The sequence below is a fragment of the Vibrio sp. 1562 genome, from assembly GCF_033340155.1.
Lineage (GTDB): Bacteria > Pseudomonadota > Gammaproteobacteria > Enterobacterales > Vibrionaceae > Vibrio > Vibrio alginolyticus.
Map to the genome: position 1 here is coordinate 188,792 of NZ_JAWOVY010000002.1, position 19,091 is coordinate 207,882.

A 19,091-nucleotide genomic window follows, 5' to 3' on the forward strand; every position below is an offset into this window, starting at 1 on the left:
ATTATGACCAAACTCATCTACAGTGTGTTGTTGTGCCACTTTATCGCTGCGTTTGCCGCGTTAGGTATGCCGCTATTTCTACCCGTCGTGTTGCCAACGTTAGGCGCAAGCATTGATGCGGACTGGGCAGGGGTATTGTTTATCCTACCTACGTTTTGTACTGCGTTGGCGGCGCGATTTTGGGGCAACTTTGCCGATCGCTACGGTCGCCGCCTCTCACTCTTGCGTGCGCAACTTGGCCTTGCAGCAGGGTTTGCGCTGTGCGGCTTGGCAGACAACCTCGCCATGTTTGTGTTTGGTCTTATTGTTCAAGGAACCTTTGGCGGCACCATGGCCGCCTCGAACAGCTACTTATCTAGTCAAATTAAAGAAGCCAAAACACTCGGCAAGTCACTCAATAAAACCCAACTATCTGCTCGCTTGGCGCTGATCGTTGCGCCCATTGGGCTCGGCTGGAGCTTGTCAGAGACCAACCCGCTCAACGCGTACCTGTGGTTATGCGTTTTGCCTTTAATTGCTATGGGCATCACGCTAACACTGCCAGCGGATAAACCCGCCGACCAAAACCTCGAAAAGCCAAACTCAGAACCTCAGCAAGAAAAACCGGTTGCACAGAAAAACGCAATGCATGCCATTCGTTGGATCTTCTTTGCTCAATTCGGGTTTGCGTTTTCTATGGTGGTGACCTTTCCTTACTTCTCGCCGTTTGTGCAGCAATATGGCATCACTAACCACGCATGGATCGGTTTTTTGTACGCACTGCCGCATGGCGTCTATCTGTTGCTGGCAGGAAAAATTCACGTGTTGTCAGATGGGTTGAATCGCCATCAACCGCTGCGCACGTTGTGGCTTGGGTTTGCATTGCTTGCCGTGAGCTCTGCCTTGCATTTGATTGCGTCCGAAACCGCACTCATTGCTGCGAGAATTATCTTCGGCATCGCGATGGTGTGTTGTTATCACGGATTGCATCAGCATCTTGCGAGCAATCTGGATCGCAAACTCAGTGGCAAAGTATTTTCTCGCTTTGATGCCATGTCCAAATGGGGTGGCGTGGCAGCGGGATTTTGCGCTTCTTTCATTTCTAGCTTGGGGCTACTTGAGGTTCCTTTCCTACTTTCTGCGATAGTCAGCGTAATCACCTTGATCGCGCTGGTTCTCCACTCAAAATTTGGAAATCAACATGTTACAAACTCAATCCTCTCAGACTAGCGAGTTGCGCGCACATGAGGTGCAGCTCAACCGTGAGAAAGCCCAACTCAACACGATAATGGGTGTTCTTAATTGTTACTTACGTGAATTTGCGCTACCGAATCAACAAGTGGAATGGCACTACCAATCGACATCGCTACCCCAAACGTTAAAACGCAACTATCCCGCTAAACAGCGGATAGCCGTTCATCTTTCTCAACAAAATGGCGTGCTGGTTTTGCCGATTCACTACGCGAGCAAACTGGGCAAAATCAAATTGGCAGAACTGCCTTGGGCGAAAATGCCGGGATCTGGTTGGGCGAAATTGGATGCCACGCAAACTCTTACGCTTTTGCTTAACTATCTCAAGCAGGTATTGGCGATCCCGTTTAACCATGAGCTGATCGAACAACTAGAAAATAGCGTGCTGGTTACCGAGCAGTTTCTCAACGTCGCGCCCAAATCGCATCACAACGAATTTATCGCTTCGGAACAATCTCTGATTTGGGGGCATACTTTCCATCCGACCCCGAAAAGTCGTTCGGGCGTCACCATGGATGATCTCTTGGCGTTTTCTCCAGAAGTCGGCGCGCAAGTCCCGTTGTACTGGTTTGAAGTGGATACGTCCTTACTTGATGTGCTGAGTTCCGACGGAGAAGCTAACCCTGCGCAGCGCATGCTACAACGGCTCGCGCCACAACACGCCACCAGCAATGGGAAGACCCTCTACCCTTGTCATCCTTGGGAAAGCTACACCATTTTGAGTAACCCAAGCGTGAAGCGCGCCATTGAACAAGGCAAGATCACGCCACTGGGTTTAGGTGGTGAAAAGATGCAGCCGACCTCTTCAGTTCGTACCCTCTACCACCCTGACATGGACTGGTTTGCGAAATTCTCCATCAACGTACGATTAACCAATTGCGTGCGCAAAAACGCGTGGTACGAACTCGACAGCGCCGTGCAACTCACGTCGATTCTCAAACCAATTAGAGAAAACGAACAGCTGCACAACCCCGTATTTAAAGTGATGACAGAGCCTTACGCCACCACGTTGAATCTAGAAAGTGTCGCTGAGCACAACTGGGACGACAACACCAAAGCACGCGAATCGTTTGGGATTTTGTATCGCGAAAATTTCTCGCTGAGCGAAGTCGACATCTTGAAACCAACCCTCGCTGGCGCTCTGTTTGCTTACGATAATAACGGCAACAGTCGCATTGCTCAACGCCTTAAAAACAAAGCGCGTACTACGCAAAATCGCTATTCCGACATCGCGACACTTTGGTTTGAACGCTATTTGCATTGCCTGATCCCGGGCGTATTTAATTACTACTTCAAACACGGGGTGGCGTTTGAGCCGCATTTGCAAAACACCCTGATTGGCTTTGAGCAAGAGATGCCGTGTTGTGTTTGGATTCGTGATTTGGAAGGCACTAAATTACTGCCGGAGTTCTGGCCAGCAGAAACATTAACTGACTTGTCTGAACGCGCACGACAATCGGTTTACTACAGTCGCGAACAAGGCTGGAATCGCATCGGATACTGCACCTTTATCAACAACATCAGCGAAGCGATTTTCTTCATCGCAGAAGGTGATGAGCCACTAGAGCAAACGCTGTGGAATGCGGTGCAAAGTGCCATTGTGCATTGGCAATCAGTGAATGGAAAACAACCGGAACTAGAAACGTTGCTAAATGGCGGTCACTTCCCAAGCAAAAATAATTTCACCACGCGTTTGATGCAAAAAGCCGATAAGGAGTCGGGCTATACCCAAGTCGCCGCGCCTTGGCAGCAACACGAAAAAGGATCGCAACATGTCTAATTCACTCTCTCTACCGACACACGTTTGCCAACAAGTTCACACGCTCGCACGGCAGCAAAGTCAACCCTTGTGCGCGTACGTGTATGACCTAAGCGCCTTAGAAGAACACATCAAACAAATGCGCCACGTTTTGCCGAAAAATGTCGAGCTATTTTACGCAGCCAAAGCCAATCCATCAGGCCCGATTCTTAAAACGCTCGCACCGTATGTCGATGGTTTTGAAGCGGCATCTGGTGGGGAGTTGGCACACCTCCACCAGCAACAACTCGATAAGCCGTTGATCTTCGGTGGCCCAGGAAAAATGCCAAGTGAATTGCAACAAGCGATTGAACTTGATGTCGATGCGATTCACGTCGAAAGCCTCACTGAGCTGCAACGCATTGGTGCGCTAACCGAGCGCCTCAACCGCCCTGCTTCGATCTTTTTGCGTATGAACATCGATATTGGCGACATCACGCTCAGCAAGTTGGCAATGGGCGGCAAGCCGACTCCGTTTGGCTTGGACGAGTCCGAACTGAGCAATGCTTTGATGTTGCTGCGCGATTTCCCGCAAGTGTCACTCAAAGGCTTCCATTTTCACTTGATGTCGCATCAGCTCGATGTTGAACGTCACTTAGCGTTAATGCAGCGCTATTTCCAAGTCGTGAAAGCGTGGCAACAAGAGTTTGAACTCGGTGAGCTGATGATCAACTTGGGCGGCGGCATGGGGATTAACTACCAAAACCCTGAGCAACACTTTCCGTGGATGGAGTTTTGCGACAAGTTGGAATTCCTCATCGCCAAAGAGCAAGTGCAAGACTGGACACTGCGTTTTGAATGCGGACGTTTCATCACGGCGGCATGCGGTTATTACGTGATGGAAGTACTGGATATTAAGCAAAATCTTGGCGAAAACTTTGTCATCGCACGCGGGGGAACTCACCACTTCCGCACGCCAGCGGCACAGAGCCATGATCATCCATTCGTCATCCTGAAAAGCGAGCAACACCATGAGGTTTCTCATCCAATTCAGCATGCACAAGCGACCTTTGTCGGCCAACTTTGTACGCCCAAAGATGTGCTGGCACGCAATCAACACGTCGCCCACGTCGATATTGGTGATTATGTTGTGTTTACCTTAGCGGGCGCCTATGCGTGGAACATCTCCCATCAAAATTTCTTGATGCATGAACCGCCGATCTTCTACTATTTTTAAACGGCATACTTCGCTTCATTCAAGCCCCAATCATTGGGGCTTTTTTATTCCACTCGGCACAAATTAATTGCCATTAACCGCTTTGCGAAATAGCAATAACGCGTTTAATCAGCTCGTCGGGTTCCATCTTGGGATTGCGGTAAAAACGGAAGATTTCCGAGTTTATCGCTTACTGAGCAACCGGATTGACCGCCATCGAATCAATCATACTCGGCACAGCGAGGTTGTGTTTAACGCCGTAGTGAAAGTCTTGATATGACTGGACCTGACACGGATTAAAATCGCTGATGTCGATATCGGTGCGTACCGGAATCGAGCCTTTTACCTTATTGAACTTAGCTTGAAACTCGACATCTGCCAGCGCGCTTGCGGTTTGCTGAGCAGCCTCGGCAGAAAACGACTTGCTCGACATAAACACCAAGCTGTCCATGTTGTAGAGGAATACACCATCGCTGTCCGGCGTTGGGTAACAGCCGACCTCTTGCGGAACCGAGACTTGATTGGCGAGCAGCTCACCTAAAATCCAATCTCCACCGATTTGAAACAGCGCTTGACCGTCGGCTAGCGCTTGGGTTGCCGTATCCCATTTACTGTCGGGTAATTGGTTGTCGATCAACAAACTTAGGCGACGAAATTGCGTCAGCGCTTGGCGCAGGGTATCGCTGTCGATGCTGTCTCGCTCTAGTTTAACCATTGCATTGGTGTAGAACTCAACGCCGCCAGTGGAGATCACTAAGTTCTCGAAAAGTTGGGCGACTTGCCACGGCTGCTCACCGACCGCGATCGGCACGATGCCATTTTGCTTAGCAAGCTCCATGGCGGCGAACATCTCTTGCCAGTTTTTCGGCGCGGACAGATTCAGTTGTTTAAGCAGCTTGTGGTTGACCCATAGCCAGTTTAAGCGGTGCAGCGTGAGTGGCAGGGCGATGTAGCCGTTTTGTGTTTTGTTGATTTCGATAGACAGTGGGTAGAGCACCTCGTCCCAGCGCTGCTCATCGGCAACCGCGTTGACGTTGTGCAAAATACCGATGGCATCCCACGCCTTAATACTTGGCCCTTCGATTTGCGCGAAGCTCGGTGGATTGCCCGCCAGCGCGCGAGCTTGCAGTACCGTCATCGCGCTGTCACCACCACCGCCTAACACCGGGCTTTGCAGCAGCTCAATATCGTGCCGTTTTAGCTGAGCTTTAAGTGTTTGCAGCGCTTGCTGCTCGCCGTCAGAAGTCCACCAATGTAAAAACTCTACCCCTTGTGGCGACTCAGCGTGAGCGACGCAAGGGGCGAGCAACAGTGGGAACAAGAATGCCAGTTTGTTCATAGTCAGTCTCTCGGGAAAGTCAGTGTGGCGCAGAGGCCGCCAAACTGAGAATGGCTCAGCAACAAGTTGCCGCCATGAGCCTTTGCAATACTCTGTGAAATGGTTAACCCCAGCCCACTGCCTTCTTTATCGTTGCTAGCGCGGAAGTATGGCTGGCAGAGCTTTTCAAGTAATAAATCGTCAACGCCGCCACCGTGATCTTCAATTTCAATCTGGATCGACTCTGGGCTTTCACTCAGCGTAATGTCCGCTTGATGGCCGTATTTGAGCGCGTTATCGACCAGATTCTGAATGCAGCGCTTAATCGCTAACGGTTTACCAGCAAAGTGGGTGCGGATTTCACCGTGGATGCGAATTGTGTCCGGCGCATCGGCGATATTGGAGGAAATGTGCTGAATCAGTTGGGTGAAATTGATCGGCTCGATTTCCTCGTGGATATCGGTCTCTTTAATGCATTGCAATGCGCCTTTGACCATCAAATCTAGGTCGTTACTCAGGCGGATAAAGCGTTCTCGGTCGGCGTCGTCATCCAGCATTTCCGCTCGCAGTTTTAGGCAGGCAATCGGCGTTTTCAGATCGTGGGAGATGGCGCTGAACAACATTTCACGGTCTTTAATATGGCTGTCGATGCGTCGATTCATCTTGTTAAACGCACGTACCGCCGCTTTCAGTTCGTTACTGCCTCGCTCAGAGACTTCGGGCACGTCTAGTCGGCTCGACATCAGGGTTGCGGCTTTTGCCAGCTCTCGAATTGGTTGAATTTCTTTGCGAACGATAAACCAGGTACACAGCAACAGCATTAGCGCGGACACCAATAGCGTCAGCCATTGGCGCAGCTCAAAATAGTTAGTCTCTAGGTTGATGTAAGGCGCAGGCAGGACCGCCGCGAGATAAAACCATTCGTTCTGCGCGACTTCGACCTGCATCACCAGAATCGGTGGATTGAGGTCACCAAACGAAAGCGAATAATGCGCCCACAATAGCGGCAGTTCATCGATAGGTAGCTCGTTGTTGAATACTTTGAGTTTGTCGCGCTGGGTGAACTCCACCTCGATATTAGGAATGCCGCTCAGCTCGCTTTCTAATACTTCACGAACTTGGTTGATGACCAACGTTTTGCGCTCGCTCTCTGGCAGCGGGTCGACGTCAATCTGGTGATTGTTGAGTGAGACGAAAAAGCGCGTACCACCCATGTTGCGTAGTTGATTGAGCACCAAGTGGCGATATTCCGAAGGGAGGGTTTGAAAGAAGGCGATGGTAGAAGAAGCACTCAGTGCTAAGCTTTTAACTGTGGTGGTCAGGCCTTCTTTATCGCGTTCGCTGGCGTGTTGATACCAGATAATCCCGGATAATACTTGCGCTAGAATGATCACCAGCAACAAGAACACACTGGTGCGAACAACCAGTGACCCCGTCCAGCGTTTAATTCTCATAGTGCACGTCCGTGGTCAGCATGTAGCCTTTATTACGCACCGTTAAGATCAGAGAGCGGTCTTTATCTTCAAGGTGATGACGCAAGCGGCTGATCTGCACGTCAATGCCGCGTTCAAACGGGTCGGCATCGCGTCCCCAGATCTCGCGCGCAATATCATCGCGCGACAATATTGATTGCGCGTGGTTGACGAACAAACCGAGCAGCGACAAATCCGCGCCACTCAGTTGCTTGACCTCGCGGCTAGCAACGTGGGTCAGTTGCCGGGTTACGGTATCTAATAACCAATCGTCAAAACGCACTTTACGCGTCAGTTTGCTATTGGCGGTCGATTGGCTGCGTCTCAGAATCGTTTTGATGCGCGCGAGCAGTTCTCGAGGACTGAATGACTTGGTGATGTAGTCATCAGCGCCCATTTCTAGCCCTGCGACTCGGTCGGCTTCTTCGGTGACGGCGGTCAGCATGATGATCGGAACATCGGAGTTTTTGCGCAGTTTCTGACACAGGGTAAAGCCGTCTTCACCGGGCATCATAATATCGAGGATGATTAAATCAGGATGGTGATCGTTAAGCAGTTGCCACATCACGTCGCCATTTTCTGCGCAAAGCACCTCAAATCCAGCTCGACCAAGGTAATCCGACAACGCTTCGCGAAGGTCGAGGTTGTCATCGACGACCAGTATCTGCTTGTTTTCCATCCTACTTTCCCTGTGTCCGTCCCTGTGCCTGCCCCTGAGTTTGGCGCTGGTCAATATGATGCATTCTTAAACGCTCATGCACAATCGAGCCGATTACAATTTTCACTTCTCGGTGTAAGAGATTTGTAAGCGGCCACTTACAAACTGATTGCCTTTTGTAACCTTAGGCGCCGCCTTGCTCGCTATGATCATCCTGACCTTACGTGAAACAGCATGACCTGAAGGAATCAGGTCCTACAACACTGACATTCGTCAGGAGGAAACCATGTTTGCAAGTATATTTGGACAACTACAAAAAATAGGGCGGTCGTTGATGCTGCCTGTGGCGGTGTTACCGGTGGCTGGCTTGATGCTGGGTATTGGTAACGCGGGGTTTGCGTTTATTCCAGACGCGGTCAACAAAGTGATGCTCGCCGCCGGTGAGGGCGTGTTCGGCAACATGCAGTTGATGTTTGCGGTCGGTGTAGCGCTCGGGTTATCAAAAGGCAATGACGGTGCCGCTGCGCTCGCAGGCTTAGTTGGCCTAATTATTATGAACGCATCGCTCGGTATCGTGACTGGCCTACGCGGCCTAGAAACTGACGCCACCATCATGGGCGTTGAGACGCTGCAAACTGGGGTGTTTGGCGGCATCTTTATTGGTGCGGTCGCGGCAATCATGTACAACCGCTTCTACAACATCAAACTGCCAGAGTACTTGGGCTTTTTCGCGGGTAAGCGATTTGTGCCCATTGTCACCGGTTTATCGGCGATCGTCGTTGGTGCGATTCTCGCGTTTGCATGGCCACCTGTCGGACAACTTCTTGATGCATTCTCTCATTGGGCAGCGTACCAAAACCCTGTACTCGCGTGGGCGGTTTACGGCGCGGGCGAACGTTCTTTACTCCCGGTTGGTTTGCACCACATCTGGAATGCGCCGTTCTTCTTTGAAGTCGGCAGCTATGTAGACCCAGAAACCGGCAAAGAGTTTACTGGTGAGCTCACTCGCTTCTTCGCGGGCGATAAAACCGCAGGTTATCTGTCTGGTGGCTTTATGTACTCCATGTGGGCGCTACCAGCAGCGGCACTGGCGATTTACCACTGCGCGTCTCCTGAGCGTAAGAAAATCGTCGGCGGTTTGATGATGTTTGCGGCGTTGACCTCTTGGTTAACTGGTATCACAGAGCCAATCGAATTTACCTTCCTATTCGTCGCGCCAGTGCTGTACGTAATCCATATTTTCCTAACTGGTATTGCGTTTGCGATCACCGCATTTTTGGAAATCAAACACAGTACTGACTTTGCGCACGGCGCGATCCAGTTCTTCCTTTACTACCCAATGTCGAGCAACGCGTGGATGTTCATCATCATCGGTCCAATCTGGGCGACGCTGTACTACGGCTTGTTCCGCTTCCTAATTGTGAAGTTGGATCTGAAAACGCCGGGCCGTGAAACCGACATTGCAGAAGTGAAGATTGCCGGACAACCTGATGAAATTGCGGTGGATGTAGTCGCTGCATTGGGCGGCAAAGCCAATATCAAGTCAGTCGATGCGTGTATCACCCGTCTGCGTGTCTCGGTGAAAGACATTGCCAACGTTGATGTTGCTAAGCTAAAAGCACTCGGCGCGCGAGATGTTTTAGTGATTGGCGACAGTTTACAAGCGATTTTTGGTACGCAGTCTGACTCAATTAAGTCAGAAGTGCACAGCGTACTCGCCACCTCCTGATCTTACCTCCCCCAATCTAGGTAAGATTTGCCAACCTCCTTGTGAGGTTGGCTTTTTCGTTTTCGGAGTAAAAAAAGCGAAGCCAATAACCAGCCCTACTTCGCCGCCGCGTGGGTTAAATTGCCCAGCACGCCGCTGATTTTGTTCAATACCTCGTCACAGCCTTCAATATGATGGCGCTGCTTTAAATACATCGGATCGTTGTAAGCTAACCACGTTTTGCCTTCAGCATCTTCATACACCAACACTTTTTGGGGTAAATCGAGCGCCACCTCCTGCGCACAGATCATCAGTGGTGTGCCCACTTTAGGGTTTCCAAACACGATAACTTCAGTTGGTCGCAACGTCATATCGACTTTCGTGGCATTCTCTTGATGGTTAATGCGCGCAAAGACGTTCAACCCTTTTTCTTGCGCGATAGCGACAAATTTATCCGCCGTATCTTTTGCTGAATGTGTGCTCGCAACGGTTACCACGCCCTCACCAGCCAACGCACTCAATGACGTCAACGCCACGACCAACCCGATGATTACTTTTTTCATTTGTCGTCCCTTCCTCTCTCTGAGTCGAAAACTAGATATAGAAAAACCAAGTGTAGGAAAACTATAGAAGTCAGATTCCGCTATCGCGAATTGCACTCTACCCACTCAAGAGTCGACCGTGTAACACGGATAAATTGATTCAGATTAATAAAGCATTAACTAGCCGAGCATCAAAAGCGTGAAATACGTAACATTTGCAGCCTATTTTAGTAAGAAAGAGAAAAGTAGTGACACGCGATCAATTTGAGTTATTAGCACCCGGTGGTGATTTAGATTCCATCAAAGCCGCCATTGCCGCTGGCGCCGATGCAATTTACTGTGGGCTCGACCGCTTCAATGCTCGTAACCGAGCGACCAACCTCACCTTAGATAACTTAAATGGCGTGTTAACGTTAGCCCATCAGCACAGCTGTAAGATTTTCCTAACGTTGAATGTGCTGATTTTAGAAAGTGAAATTCCAGCGATTGTTCGCTTGCTCAGCCAACTGAACACCACCAAAATCGATGGCGTGATCGTACAAGATCTCGGTCTGGCCTACATTCTCAAACATCACTTTCCCGATTTGGATGTGCACGCTTCAACGCAACTGAACACGCATAACGAAGGCCAAATCCTCTTTCTCAACCAGCTCACCGCAAGCCGAGTAAACTTATCTCGCGAACTTAACATCAGTGAGATAAAACATCTGGCGCAATTTGGTCGCGAGCACAACGTAATGATGGAAGTGTTTGTCCACGGCTCATACTGCATCGGATTCTCCGGAATTTGCTACATCAGTTCCGCTCGCAATGGCGCATCAGGTAACCGTGGACGCTGTAGCCAACCTTGTCGCGAACAGTACGAAACGACCAAAACAGGCAACAACTACCCACTCAATATGAAAGACAACTCCGCCTTTGGTGACTTGGAAGCGCTTGCCGATGCTGGCGTGTATTCATTAAAAGTGGAAGGGCGAATCAAGAAATCGCACTACGTCTATACCGTGGTCGACAATTGGCGCCAGCAAATCGATCGCTTGTGCGAGGGTTTGGAACTCTCTGAAGACACCACAGAGTTATACACGGTGTTCAACCGTGATTTCTCCAACGCATTTTTGCAAGGTGATTTCGGCAAGGCGATGTACATCGACAACCCGCGCGACCATGCTGTAAAGCATTTTTCGAAGGTTTACCAATGCCAGTCTGCTGATGATGTACAAGCGGTGAAAAAGAAACTCTACGATGACAAAACCGCGATCATTGAGAAAGTGGCAGAGCAAACTAAGTCGTTCGATGTCACTTCAACACAAGTATCCGGCAGCAGCTTGAAAGGGTCGATTGATGTGCCAACTCTGCCAACGTTACCTCAACCAGAACCTCGCCAAGGTGCGCCAAAATTATCGGTTCTGATCTCGTCAGCACAAGAAGCCATGCTGTGCGAATACCACGACGTTGATGTTTACTATCAATTGCCAATGGGATTGTCTGGTGAACTGAGCGCGATGATTGAATTGTTCCAAGCCAACCCAATGCTCAAACCTTGGTTCCCAGCCATTTTGATTGGCGAAGACTACCACGCCGCGCGCGTATTTTTGGAAACCATCCAACCTGAGTTGTTGATCACCAACCACTCAGGTGTCGGCATGATCGCAAAAGAGCTCGGCTTAGGCTGGGTGGCAGGCCCACAACTGAACACGGTGAACTCATACGCGTTTAAATGCCTTCAAGACGAGTTCGCGGCAAGTGGCGCGTTTGTTTCTAACGAGCTGAATATGAAGCAGGTGCGTCACATAAAGCGTCCGAAAAACATGCGCAGCTTCTACAGCATTTATCACCCGAACACTCTACTCACGAGCCGCCAATGTTTGTTTCAACAAACCGAAGGATGCCGTAAGGTGAAGGTCAACAAAAGTTGTTTGAAACGCTGTGACAAACGCACGTCTATCATCAACTTAAAAGACAATCCTTACTTGGTGCAAAAACAAAAAGGCAGCCACAATTCAATCTACAGCGAGCACAACATCTTAAACCTGCAAGTGCTGCACGATCTGCCGCAATTGTTTACCGATGTGTTGATCGATCTGCGTGATATCCAGACCGAAACGAAAGTCTCAGCAAGCAAACCTGAGTTGATTGACGCGTTCTTAGCTCTACTTGAAGAACACAGCGAACAAACCGTCCAAACGCTGAATGCCATGATTCAACCAACAGCCAACGCGCAGTATTTAAAGGGGTTGTAGGAGTTACTTGAAAGTTAAACAACGCATCGACTCTCAACATATCTTGAACACACACAGTGCACTGACTACAATAGCGCACTTTTTACGGAATTTAGGTCACACAAAATGACAGACACAGCTAAACCAGCTCTACCAGATCGCCTAGCGGGTAACCCACGTAGCCCATTCTTCATCAAAGAATGCTTCGAGCACCAAATCGGTATTCGTATCAACGGCCAAGAGCGTACTGACGTAGAAGAATACTGCATCAGCGAAGGTTGGGTAAAAATTGCTTCTCCTAAAGCAAAAGACCGTTTCGGTAACCCAATGCTAATCAAACTTAAAGGCGAAGTTGAAGCGTACTACGTGTAAGCTGACCACGCTGAATGTATTTGAAAGCTCGAGTTTGACTCGGGCTTTTTTAATGCCTGTCATATCCCTCCTCATTTAATCTCTTCCCTCTTCTTTTCAGTACAAGTTATTAAGAAATCGATGTAAATCGCTGTTTTTATCTGATTGTTGTCTAAAGTTTCTAAAGAACGAACAGCAATAAGCATTGCCAAAAGAAACGACACCTTTTGAATACAGGGAGAGGAAATGGAAAGCCCACTTGTCACACTCAAACACGCCAGCAAAAGCTTTGTCGATGGCAAAGAGACACATCGCGTGTTGGAAGGCGTCGACTTCACGTTGAACACAGGAGCGAGTGTTGCGCTGACGGGCGCAAGTGGCAGCGGCAAAAGTACTTTGCTCAATGTCATCGCTGGCTTTGAGCCGCTTTCCGATGGTGAGTTGTGGTTAGATGGCGATAACACGGCGGCTTGGAAAGACCCACAATGGAGCCGATTTCGACATCAAAAACTCGGTGTTATCTTCCAGCAATTCAATCTATTAACGCCGCTCAACGTGCAGCAAAACATCGCCTTCCCTCTGCATTTGAATCAACAGAAATGGAACGACTGGTGCGATTATTTGGTCGAGACTCTAGGTATCAGCCAACTTCTCGACAGGCATGTTTCTGCCCTTTCCGGAGGTCAACAACAACGAGTCGCGATTGCGCGCGCATTGGCACACAAACCTAAGCTTCTACTCGCCGATGAACCCACAGGTAACCTCGACCAAAAAGCAGGCTTGGAAGTGATGAAACTACTCAGTGAAATCACCACCCAAGGCAATACCGCCGTGCTCTTGGTGACCCACAGCCATGAATGCGCTGAATTTATGAAAGCACGGCTGCGATTGGATAACAGTCAGCTACAGAACAGCCATCAAGTAAACAAACATGAGCTTCACCATGAAGCAAACTAAGCCATCAAACAACAGATTCACTCATACTCGACTCGCCCTGAATCTGTTTGCAGCGCACTATCGGCAGGCGCCACTGCAAGCCGCCGCGATTCTGATCGGTATCGTGTTGGCTGTGACCTTATTCGTTGCGGTGCAAGCCATCAACCTCAATGCCAAACGAAGTTATGCGGAATCTACCGAGCAGCTTAGCGCACAAGCTCAGAACTTAATTATTCCACCAGCAGGGCAAAACTATCTGCCCGAGTCTCTTTATTTCACCCTTAGACAAAACGGGCTCAGTGCAGCACTACCTGTAATCGAAGGGCGAGTGAGAGACGAACAAGGGCGTCGCTGGTCAGTGCAAGGTAGTGAGTTGATTGCCGCAATTTCCTCACGTTCGCGCTATTCGTCAGAAAACCAACAAAACGTGTCTTTGTTCGACAGTGCTTTACCTTTACCTGAGCTTTTGGCCGGTAAGCCGATCGTGATGATGAGCCAATCTCAACATCAAAACTTAGGGGAAGTAGAAACCCTAACTCTGGATGACATTCCAACCCAAGTGGTGGTGCTACCAGACGAATGGCAGTTAGGTAGCCGAATGTTGATGGACATTGGCTTTGCCCAGCAACTGCTCAATAAACAAGGGCAGCTCAGTTACATTGCAGTTTTCCATTCGGGTGATAAAGGGGATAAAGACACGCAGGCAAATTGGCAGAAGCTGATTAGCGATCAAGGGCAATGGATTTCCAATAACCAAAGTACAGACCTTGGTTCGCTGACCGACAGCTTTCACCTCAACCTCACCGCAATGAGCTTACTCGCGTTTTTAGTCGGGCTGTTCATCGCTTACAACGGCGTAAAGTACAGCTTGCTGAAACGCAATCGGCTGTTAGTGCAAATTCAACAAGCGGGTGTTGCGCCGAGCATTGTGTTCTCTGCGCTGTTAGTTGAGCTCACTCTTCTCGTTACCATCGGCGCTTCCCTCGGTTTTGTATTGGGCATGCAGCTTAGCCACTGGTTACATCCGACCGTGGCACTGACTCTAAAGCAACTTTATGGCGCGACACTGCTGCCCGGAACTTGGCAGTGGCAATGGTGGGCACAAGCATTGCTACTCACGTTAGTCGCCACCCTGTTGGCATGTTGGCAGCACTTTAAACAGCGAGTGCGCCAGCCGCTTTCCTCTCATGGCGGATTTTATCAAGCGCCGGAAGCCTCTAACGAAAACCAATTGTTCGTGATAGGTGCTTCGTTGACGGCTCTCGCACTCGCAGGGTTATGGTTGAGTGAGCATCACCGCTTCACCATGGCGTGGCTCGGCGTGCTTGTGGTGTCGATTCCTTTATATCTACCCAAAACACTCAGCGTCTTAGCCAATTGGTGTGAAAAACGCACCAATTCCGGTTTGATGCAGTATCTTTTTGCTGAGTTGCGCGAGCTGATTTCTCCGCTTTCTCTCGCCATGATGGCACTGCTACTCGCCGTTACAGCCAATATGGGGATGAATACGTTAGTGGGCAGTTTTGAATCCACCTTAAAACAGTGGTTAGAACAAAGGCTACACGCCGATATTTACGTCAGCCCTGCCCAAGGAGAAATCGCTGATGTAGAGCGCGCGTTAGGGCAGTTCAATAATGTTGAGACCGTCTACAAGCAATACTACGTCGACGATAACCTGCAAGGCTTACCGATTTTGCTTGGTACCAAAGACAAAGACACCTTAGAACAAACCATGGTGTTCAAATCGCATTTGGAGAACTTCTGGTCACGCTTTTACCAAGGTGAGTTGGTCGCTATCAGTGAACCAACCGCGGTCAAACTGGGTTTATCACTGGGTAGCGCGCTCACGCTTGATGCCGTTCCAAATAAGAACCTGCTTGTGGGTGCGGTATTCCACGATTACGGCTCACCCAACGGTGAAGTGTTATTGGCACCCAAATTATGGCAAGAGAGTGGCTTTACCGACCTGCCAACAAGCCTTGGCATTAAAGTATCAGGAGACCCACAAATCGTATACGAGCAACTGCGCGAGCAATTGAATCTGCATCCAAGTCAGCTCTACGATCAGGCGCAAATCAAATCCATCGCGTTGGATATTTTCTCGCAGACCTTCGCCATTACACGCGCACTCAACGGCGTGACGTTGATGGTCGCGGTGATTGGTTTGTTCAGTGCTTGTTTTATGTTGCTCGACGCGCGCAAAGCCGCCATTGCAAGGCTGTATGCACTTGGCGTCAGCCGTCGTAAATTAATGACCATGGTGGTCGGGCAGATCGTCGCTTTGGTCAGTTTTACGCTGGTCATTGCCCTGCCCCTCGGTGCGATGGTGGGTTATGTACTGACAGACATCGTCACCTTACGAGCTTTTGGTTGGAGCTTAAATTATCTGTGGAATTGGAGTGATGCGCTGAGCATTGCGGCAATCACCATCTTGGTGGCAGTGATCGCAACCTTGATTCCGCTGTGGCGATTGGTCAGTAAGCCTGTCGTCTCCAGTTTGCAAAGCGAGGTCTTGTGATGGTTCGATTGGCAAGCAAGCTTACTCTACTCATAAGCAGCTTATTCCTATTCGGTTGTGAAGATGCGCAGCAACAAAATATGGGAACTTTTCTGGGCAGTGGAGATATGCAAAGCGAAAGCAACCTATTCACACCCGTAGAAAAAGGGGTTGAACTCACCTTTCCTACCGTTCATCAAGCGCACCCAAACTTTCGTCATGAATGGTGGTACTTAACCGCTAACTTAATTGATGAAGAAGGCAACCCACTTGGCGTTCAATGGACACAATTTCGCTTTGCTGCTGCGCCGCCAACGGGCGAAGATGACGTGAAGAAAACCGAGTGGCAAACTCAGCAAATCTACATGGCGCACAGCGCAGTCACGACAACCGACAAACACTATGCAGATGAAAAATGGTCACGCGCTCAAGCGTCCTTAGCCGGCGTCGATAGCTCTCCATTTCGTGTTTACCTCGATGATTGGCAGTGGACCTCTTCAACCAACGACCTCTTCCCTGCCACGCTAAATGCCAATTCAGAGCAGTTTGGCTACTCACTAAAACTGACCAGCAGCGCACCTTATCAAAAGCAAGGCGAGCAAGGTTACAGCACCAAAAGTGCCGATGGTCAGGTGGCTTCGTATTACTACAGCCAACCGTTTATTGATGTCTCCGGTGAAGTCACCATCGACGGCGAAACTCATCAAGTGTCGGGTGAAGGCTGGATAGATCGAGAGTGGAGCTCGCAATTCTTACTCGACTCACAACAAGGCTGGGACTGGTTTGCTCTGAGGTTGAGTGACAAAACCAGCTTGGTGGTGTTCCAGTTGCGGGATTCCAAAACCGGACAAGCTAGTTACGCCAGCGCAAAGCTGATGCAGCAAGATGGCTCTGGCATCGCCATTTCTCAAAAAGACATTCGCTTAATAGCAACCAAGCAAACAGAAATCCAAGGGCGAAAGTATCCAACCCAGTGGCAAGTGTCGATTCCAAATCAGCAAATTGAGCTTACCGTTTCTGCTCTCAACCCGAACGCGAAAATGCCGCTTTCGGTACCTTATTGGGAAGGCCCAGTACGTATTGAGGGCTCTCATTCTGGGACTGGTTACATGGAGCTAACGGGGTATTGAAATGTTGAGCGGGAGCCCCAATTATTCTACTAGAACAAATACTGGCAACCAAGTCATACACTGATTGAAAGGAAATATGATGAACCCAATTATCGCCTTGCTGAAAGAGAACAACATCAGCGATGAGCAAATCAACGAGATTTTTCAGACTCTGACGCAAAACCCTCTAGCGGCAATGGCAACAATCAGCCAACTAGGTTTGCCACAAGACAAGCTACAAATGCTGATGGCGCAAGTGATGCAAAACCCTGCGCTAATCAAAGAAGCCGTAGACGAGTTGGGATTGGATTTCTCAAAGGTTGAAGAAGCAAAAGAGAAGCTTCAAAGCCAAAACCAAGGCAACTAAGTCTTAGCCATTTAGCGCTGAATATAGAAAAGGCCGTTAACCCGAGCATGTGGGTTAACGGCCTTTTTTGTTCGCTACGTTGTTGTTAGCTACTTTTTTGTCGGCTAATTATTAGCGATTTAAAGACGCGAATTGCTCTGCGGTCATACCGTAGTAGAGCTTGTCGTCAAAGCCTTGCTCTAGTTTATAGTAGTCTTTCTGACGGCCTTCTTGAGTAAAACCATTTTTCTCTAACGTCTTGTAAGAACCAGCATTAGAAGCGTAGCAATCGGCACTGACTTTATGGGCGTTTAACTCAGTAAATCCAATCTCGGTCATCATTTGGCAAGCGCGAGTCGCGACGCCTTTGCCCCATGCGCAAGTAGGTAACTGATAACCCACTTCGTAGTTGCCAGTTAAGAACATCACTGCGGTCACCGCACACATTCCCATGTACTGACCTTGCTGGTCACGAATCACGAACGTTGGGCTATCTGACCAAACACCGTCTTTAATCGCTTGTGCCGTATTTTCAATAATAGGGCCAAAGAAGCCTTCATACAGGTTGTTATCAGCAGGTGCGAAGAACAGATACTGATTGACCTTATCGTCGTTCAGCATCTCGATAATATCTTGTAGATCAGAGCCTTGAATCAGTTGGATAGTCAACGATTCATTAAATGGAATGGCTTCGCCTTGTTTTAGTTTTTGATATGACATGTGTTACCTCGTTATCTGCTGAAAATAGTAGCCCAGCGGATAAGAGAAAAATTGGATTTTTGCGACAACTTTCGGGCTGATTAGCAATGTATTACGACTCAAAATCGCCATAGATATCGATGGTTAAGTCACGTTTTTTCAGGTATTTGCTCGGCGTTTTTCTTAGCTGATGTTTGAGGGTACGAATCAAATGCGATTGGTCACTGAAACCAAATTGTTGTGAGAAACTCGCCCAATCAATCGCTTCTTGTTGCTTGTAGAGAGTCAAAATCATCTGCTCCAGACGCGCCATTTGTTGATACTGCTTAACGCTCAACCCCACCACTTGTTTGAAACTGCGCTCAAGCGTTCTGCGAGAACAGGCGCACTGTTTGGCTATCTCATCAATATCCATCGCTAACTCAGGTGAACGTAGCGCTTGAGCGTCCATCACGGATACCGCTTTTTGTGACGCCAAAAACGGTTTGGTACGGCAAGGTTCGATATCTAACGCATCTAAATGTTGTTTGATGTAGTTCAGCAAACATTGCGATGAACCTTGCAACTCTAACTGCCATAAGCCTTGTTGAAAGCGCTCATCAAACGCCGCGTTAAGCCAATCAAACCATTCGCATTGGTTAATTGCACTAACTTGGGATGCATCACTAAACCGTGATTCAATGGCATAAAAACCCTCTGGGCGAAAGGTGATACCAATACGCTTGATGGGAGCCGTATCTTCCAACAACAGTAAATGTTCGTTAGCCATTAACAAGTGGCAGCCTTTGCCAGCAAGCTTTGTGTGTCCCGTGTCGTAGCTGTAGCCTTGCTCTGGTGGCGTAAAGAGTAAATGAGCACGCGGGTTTGGGATAAGGTGCGGCTTGGGGTCAATGACTTCACCCTCTGGCACTTCCAAGTACCAAACTTGATGAATGAGCCATTCGTACTCTGGCGGAGACTGTTTCCAAGCTATCATGATTGTCCTAGCGGTTAGTAAAGATAATGGGCGCAACGTTTTTGCTTAAACATCTGCTCGTTGAGTGTGACTGATT

Annotated in this window: 15 protein-coding genes and 1 pseudogene; 10 read left to right on the plus strand and 6 right to left on the minus strand. The window is 49.1% G+C overall.

From position 1 onward, the window contains the following. The first annotated feature begins 3 nt into the window (after positions 1 to 3). Genes R7Z49_RS02595 through R7Z49_RS02605 form a run of 3 tightly spaced genes read left to right on the plus strand, consistent with a single transcriptional unit; the run spans position 4 to position 4,205 of the window. Positions 4 to 1,209 (plus strand): MFS transporter, encoded by a 1,206-nt coding sequence (locus R7Z49_RS02595; protein WP_005374702.1) that lies wholly within the window; start codon positions 4 to 6, stop codon positions 1,207 to 1,209. Beyond that, positions 1,181 to 3,010: an IucA/IucC family protein gene (locus R7Z49_RS02600; RefSeq protein ID WP_054578600.1), complete on the plus strand. Its 1,830-nt coding sequence runs from the start codon at positions 1,181 to 1,183 to the stop codon at positions 3,008 to 3,010. Before R7Z49_RS02595 ends, R7Z49_RS02600 begins: the two co-directional genes overlap by 29 nt. After that, entirely contained in the window at positions 3,003 to 4,205 is a 1,203-nt protein-coding gene (locus tag R7Z49_RS02605; protein WP_132936226.1) for a type III PLP-dependent enzyme, read from the plus strand. Before R7Z49_RS02600 ends, R7Z49_RS02605 begins: the two co-directional genes overlap by 8 nt. A gap of 73 nt (positions 4,206 to 4,278) precedes the next feature. Here R7Z49_RS02605 and R7Z49_RS02610 read toward each other — a convergent pair. From R7Z49_RS02610 to R7Z49_RS02620, 3 genes and pseudogenes are all read right to left on the minus strand, one after another. Beyond that, a pseudogene (locus R7Z49_RS02610) lies at positions 4,279 to 5,523 on the minus strand (extracellular solute-binding protein). Positions 5,524 to 5,525: 2 nt separating this feature from the next. Further along, complete coding sequence (locus R7Z49_RS02615) at positions 5,526 to 6,956, minus strand: ATP-binding protein (protein ID WP_023584462.1); 1,431 nt, start codon at positions 6,954 to 6,956, stop codon at positions 5,526 to 5,528. Then, a complete protein-coding gene (locus tag R7Z49_RS02620) occupies positions 6,946 to 7,653 on the minus strand; it encodes a response regulator (protein WP_031820810.1) in 708 nt (235 codons plus the stop codon). Before R7Z49_RS02620 ends, R7Z49_RS02615 begins: the two co-directional genes overlap by 11 nt. A gap of 265 nt (positions 7,654 to 7,918) precedes the next feature. On the opposite strand from R7Z49_RS02620, the gene ptsG reads away from it, so the two are divergent. Continuing rightward, positions 7,919 to 9,361 (plus strand): glucose-specific PTS transporter subunit IIBC, encoded by a 1,443-nt coding sequence (gene ptsG / locus R7Z49_RS02625; RefSeq protein WP_318111301.1) that lies wholly within the window; start codon positions 7,919 to 7,921, stop codon positions 9,359 to 9,361. Positions 9,362 to 9,456: 95 nt separating this feature from the next. On the opposite strand, the gene R7Z49_RS02630 is transcribed toward ptsG, so the two are convergent. Continuing rightward, the gene (locus R7Z49_RS02630) at positions 9,457 to 9,903 is read right to left on the minus strand and encodes a DUF302 domain-containing protein (RefSeq protein WP_017634511.1); all 447 of its coding nucleotides are present in this window, start codon (positions 9,901 to 9,903) and stop codon (positions 9,457 to 9,459) included. Positions 9,904 to 10,130: 227 nt separating this feature from the next. Between R7Z49_RS02630 and R7Z49_RS02635 the strand changes: the two genes are divergently transcribed. The 6 genes from R7Z49_RS02635 to R7Z49_RS02660 all read left to right on the plus strand — a co-directional run bounded on the left by R7Z49_RS02635 (position 10,131) and on the right by R7Z49_RS02660 (position 17,361). Beyond that, a complete protein-coding gene (locus tag R7Z49_RS02635) occupies positions 10,131 to 12,122 on the plus strand; it encodes a peptidase U32 family protein (protein ID WP_054578599.1) in 1,992 nt (663 codons plus the stop codon). 105 nt (positions 12,123 to 12,227) lie between these two features. After that, complete coding sequence (locus tag R7Z49_RS02640) at positions 12,228 to 12,473, plus strand: DUF3297 family protein (protein WP_005374689.1); 246 nt, start codon at positions 12,228 to 12,230, stop codon at positions 12,471 to 12,473. 225 nt (positions 12,474 to 12,698) lie between these two features. Beyond that, positions 12,699 to 13,409 carry an ABC transporter ATP-binding protein gene (locus R7Z49_RS02645; RefSeq protein WP_017820083.1) on the plus strand — a complete coding sequence of 237 codons (711 nt, stop codon included), beginning with the start codon at positions 12,699 to 12,701 and terminating at the stop codon, positions 13,407 to 13,409. Then, a complete protein-coding gene (locus tag R7Z49_RS02650; RefSeq protein WP_054578598.1) occupies positions 13,396 to 15,906 on the plus strand; it encodes an ABC transporter permease in 2,511 nt (836 codons plus the stop codon). The genes R7Z49_RS02645 and R7Z49_RS02650 overlap by 14 nt, the downstream gene beginning before the upstream one ends. Continuing rightward, the gene (locus R7Z49_RS02655) at positions 15,906 to 17,015 is read left to right on the plus strand and encodes a lipocalin-like domain-containing protein (protein ID WP_054578597.1); all 1,110 of its coding nucleotides are present in this window, start codon (positions 15,906 to 15,908) and stop codon (positions 17,013 to 17,015) included. Before R7Z49_RS02650 ends, R7Z49_RS02655 begins: the two co-directional genes overlap by 1 nt. 79 nt (positions 17,016 to 17,094) lie before the next feature. Beyond that, the gene (locus R7Z49_RS02660; protein WP_004746427.1) at positions 17,095 to 17,361 is read left to right on the plus strand and encodes a DUF2999 family protein; all 267 of its coding nucleotides are present in this window, start codon (positions 17,095 to 17,097) and stop codon (positions 17,359 to 17,361) included. A gap of 111 nt (positions 17,362 to 17,472) precedes the next feature. On the opposite strand, the gene R7Z49_RS02665 is transcribed toward R7Z49_RS02660, so the two are convergent. After that, positions 17,473 to 18,060, minus strand: coding sequence for a GNAT family N-acetyltransferase (locus tag R7Z49_RS02665; protein WP_017820080.1), 588 nt, complete (start codon positions 18,058 to 18,060; stop codon positions 17,473 to 17,475). A gap of 91 nt (positions 18,061 to 18,151) precedes the next feature. After that, complete coding sequence (locus R7Z49_RS02670; RefSeq protein ID WP_318111303.1) at positions 18,152 to 19,015, minus strand: AraC family transcriptional regulator; 864 nt, start codon at positions 19,013 to 19,015, stop codon at positions 18,152 to 18,154. Positions 19,016 to 19,091 lie beyond the last annotated feature (76 nt).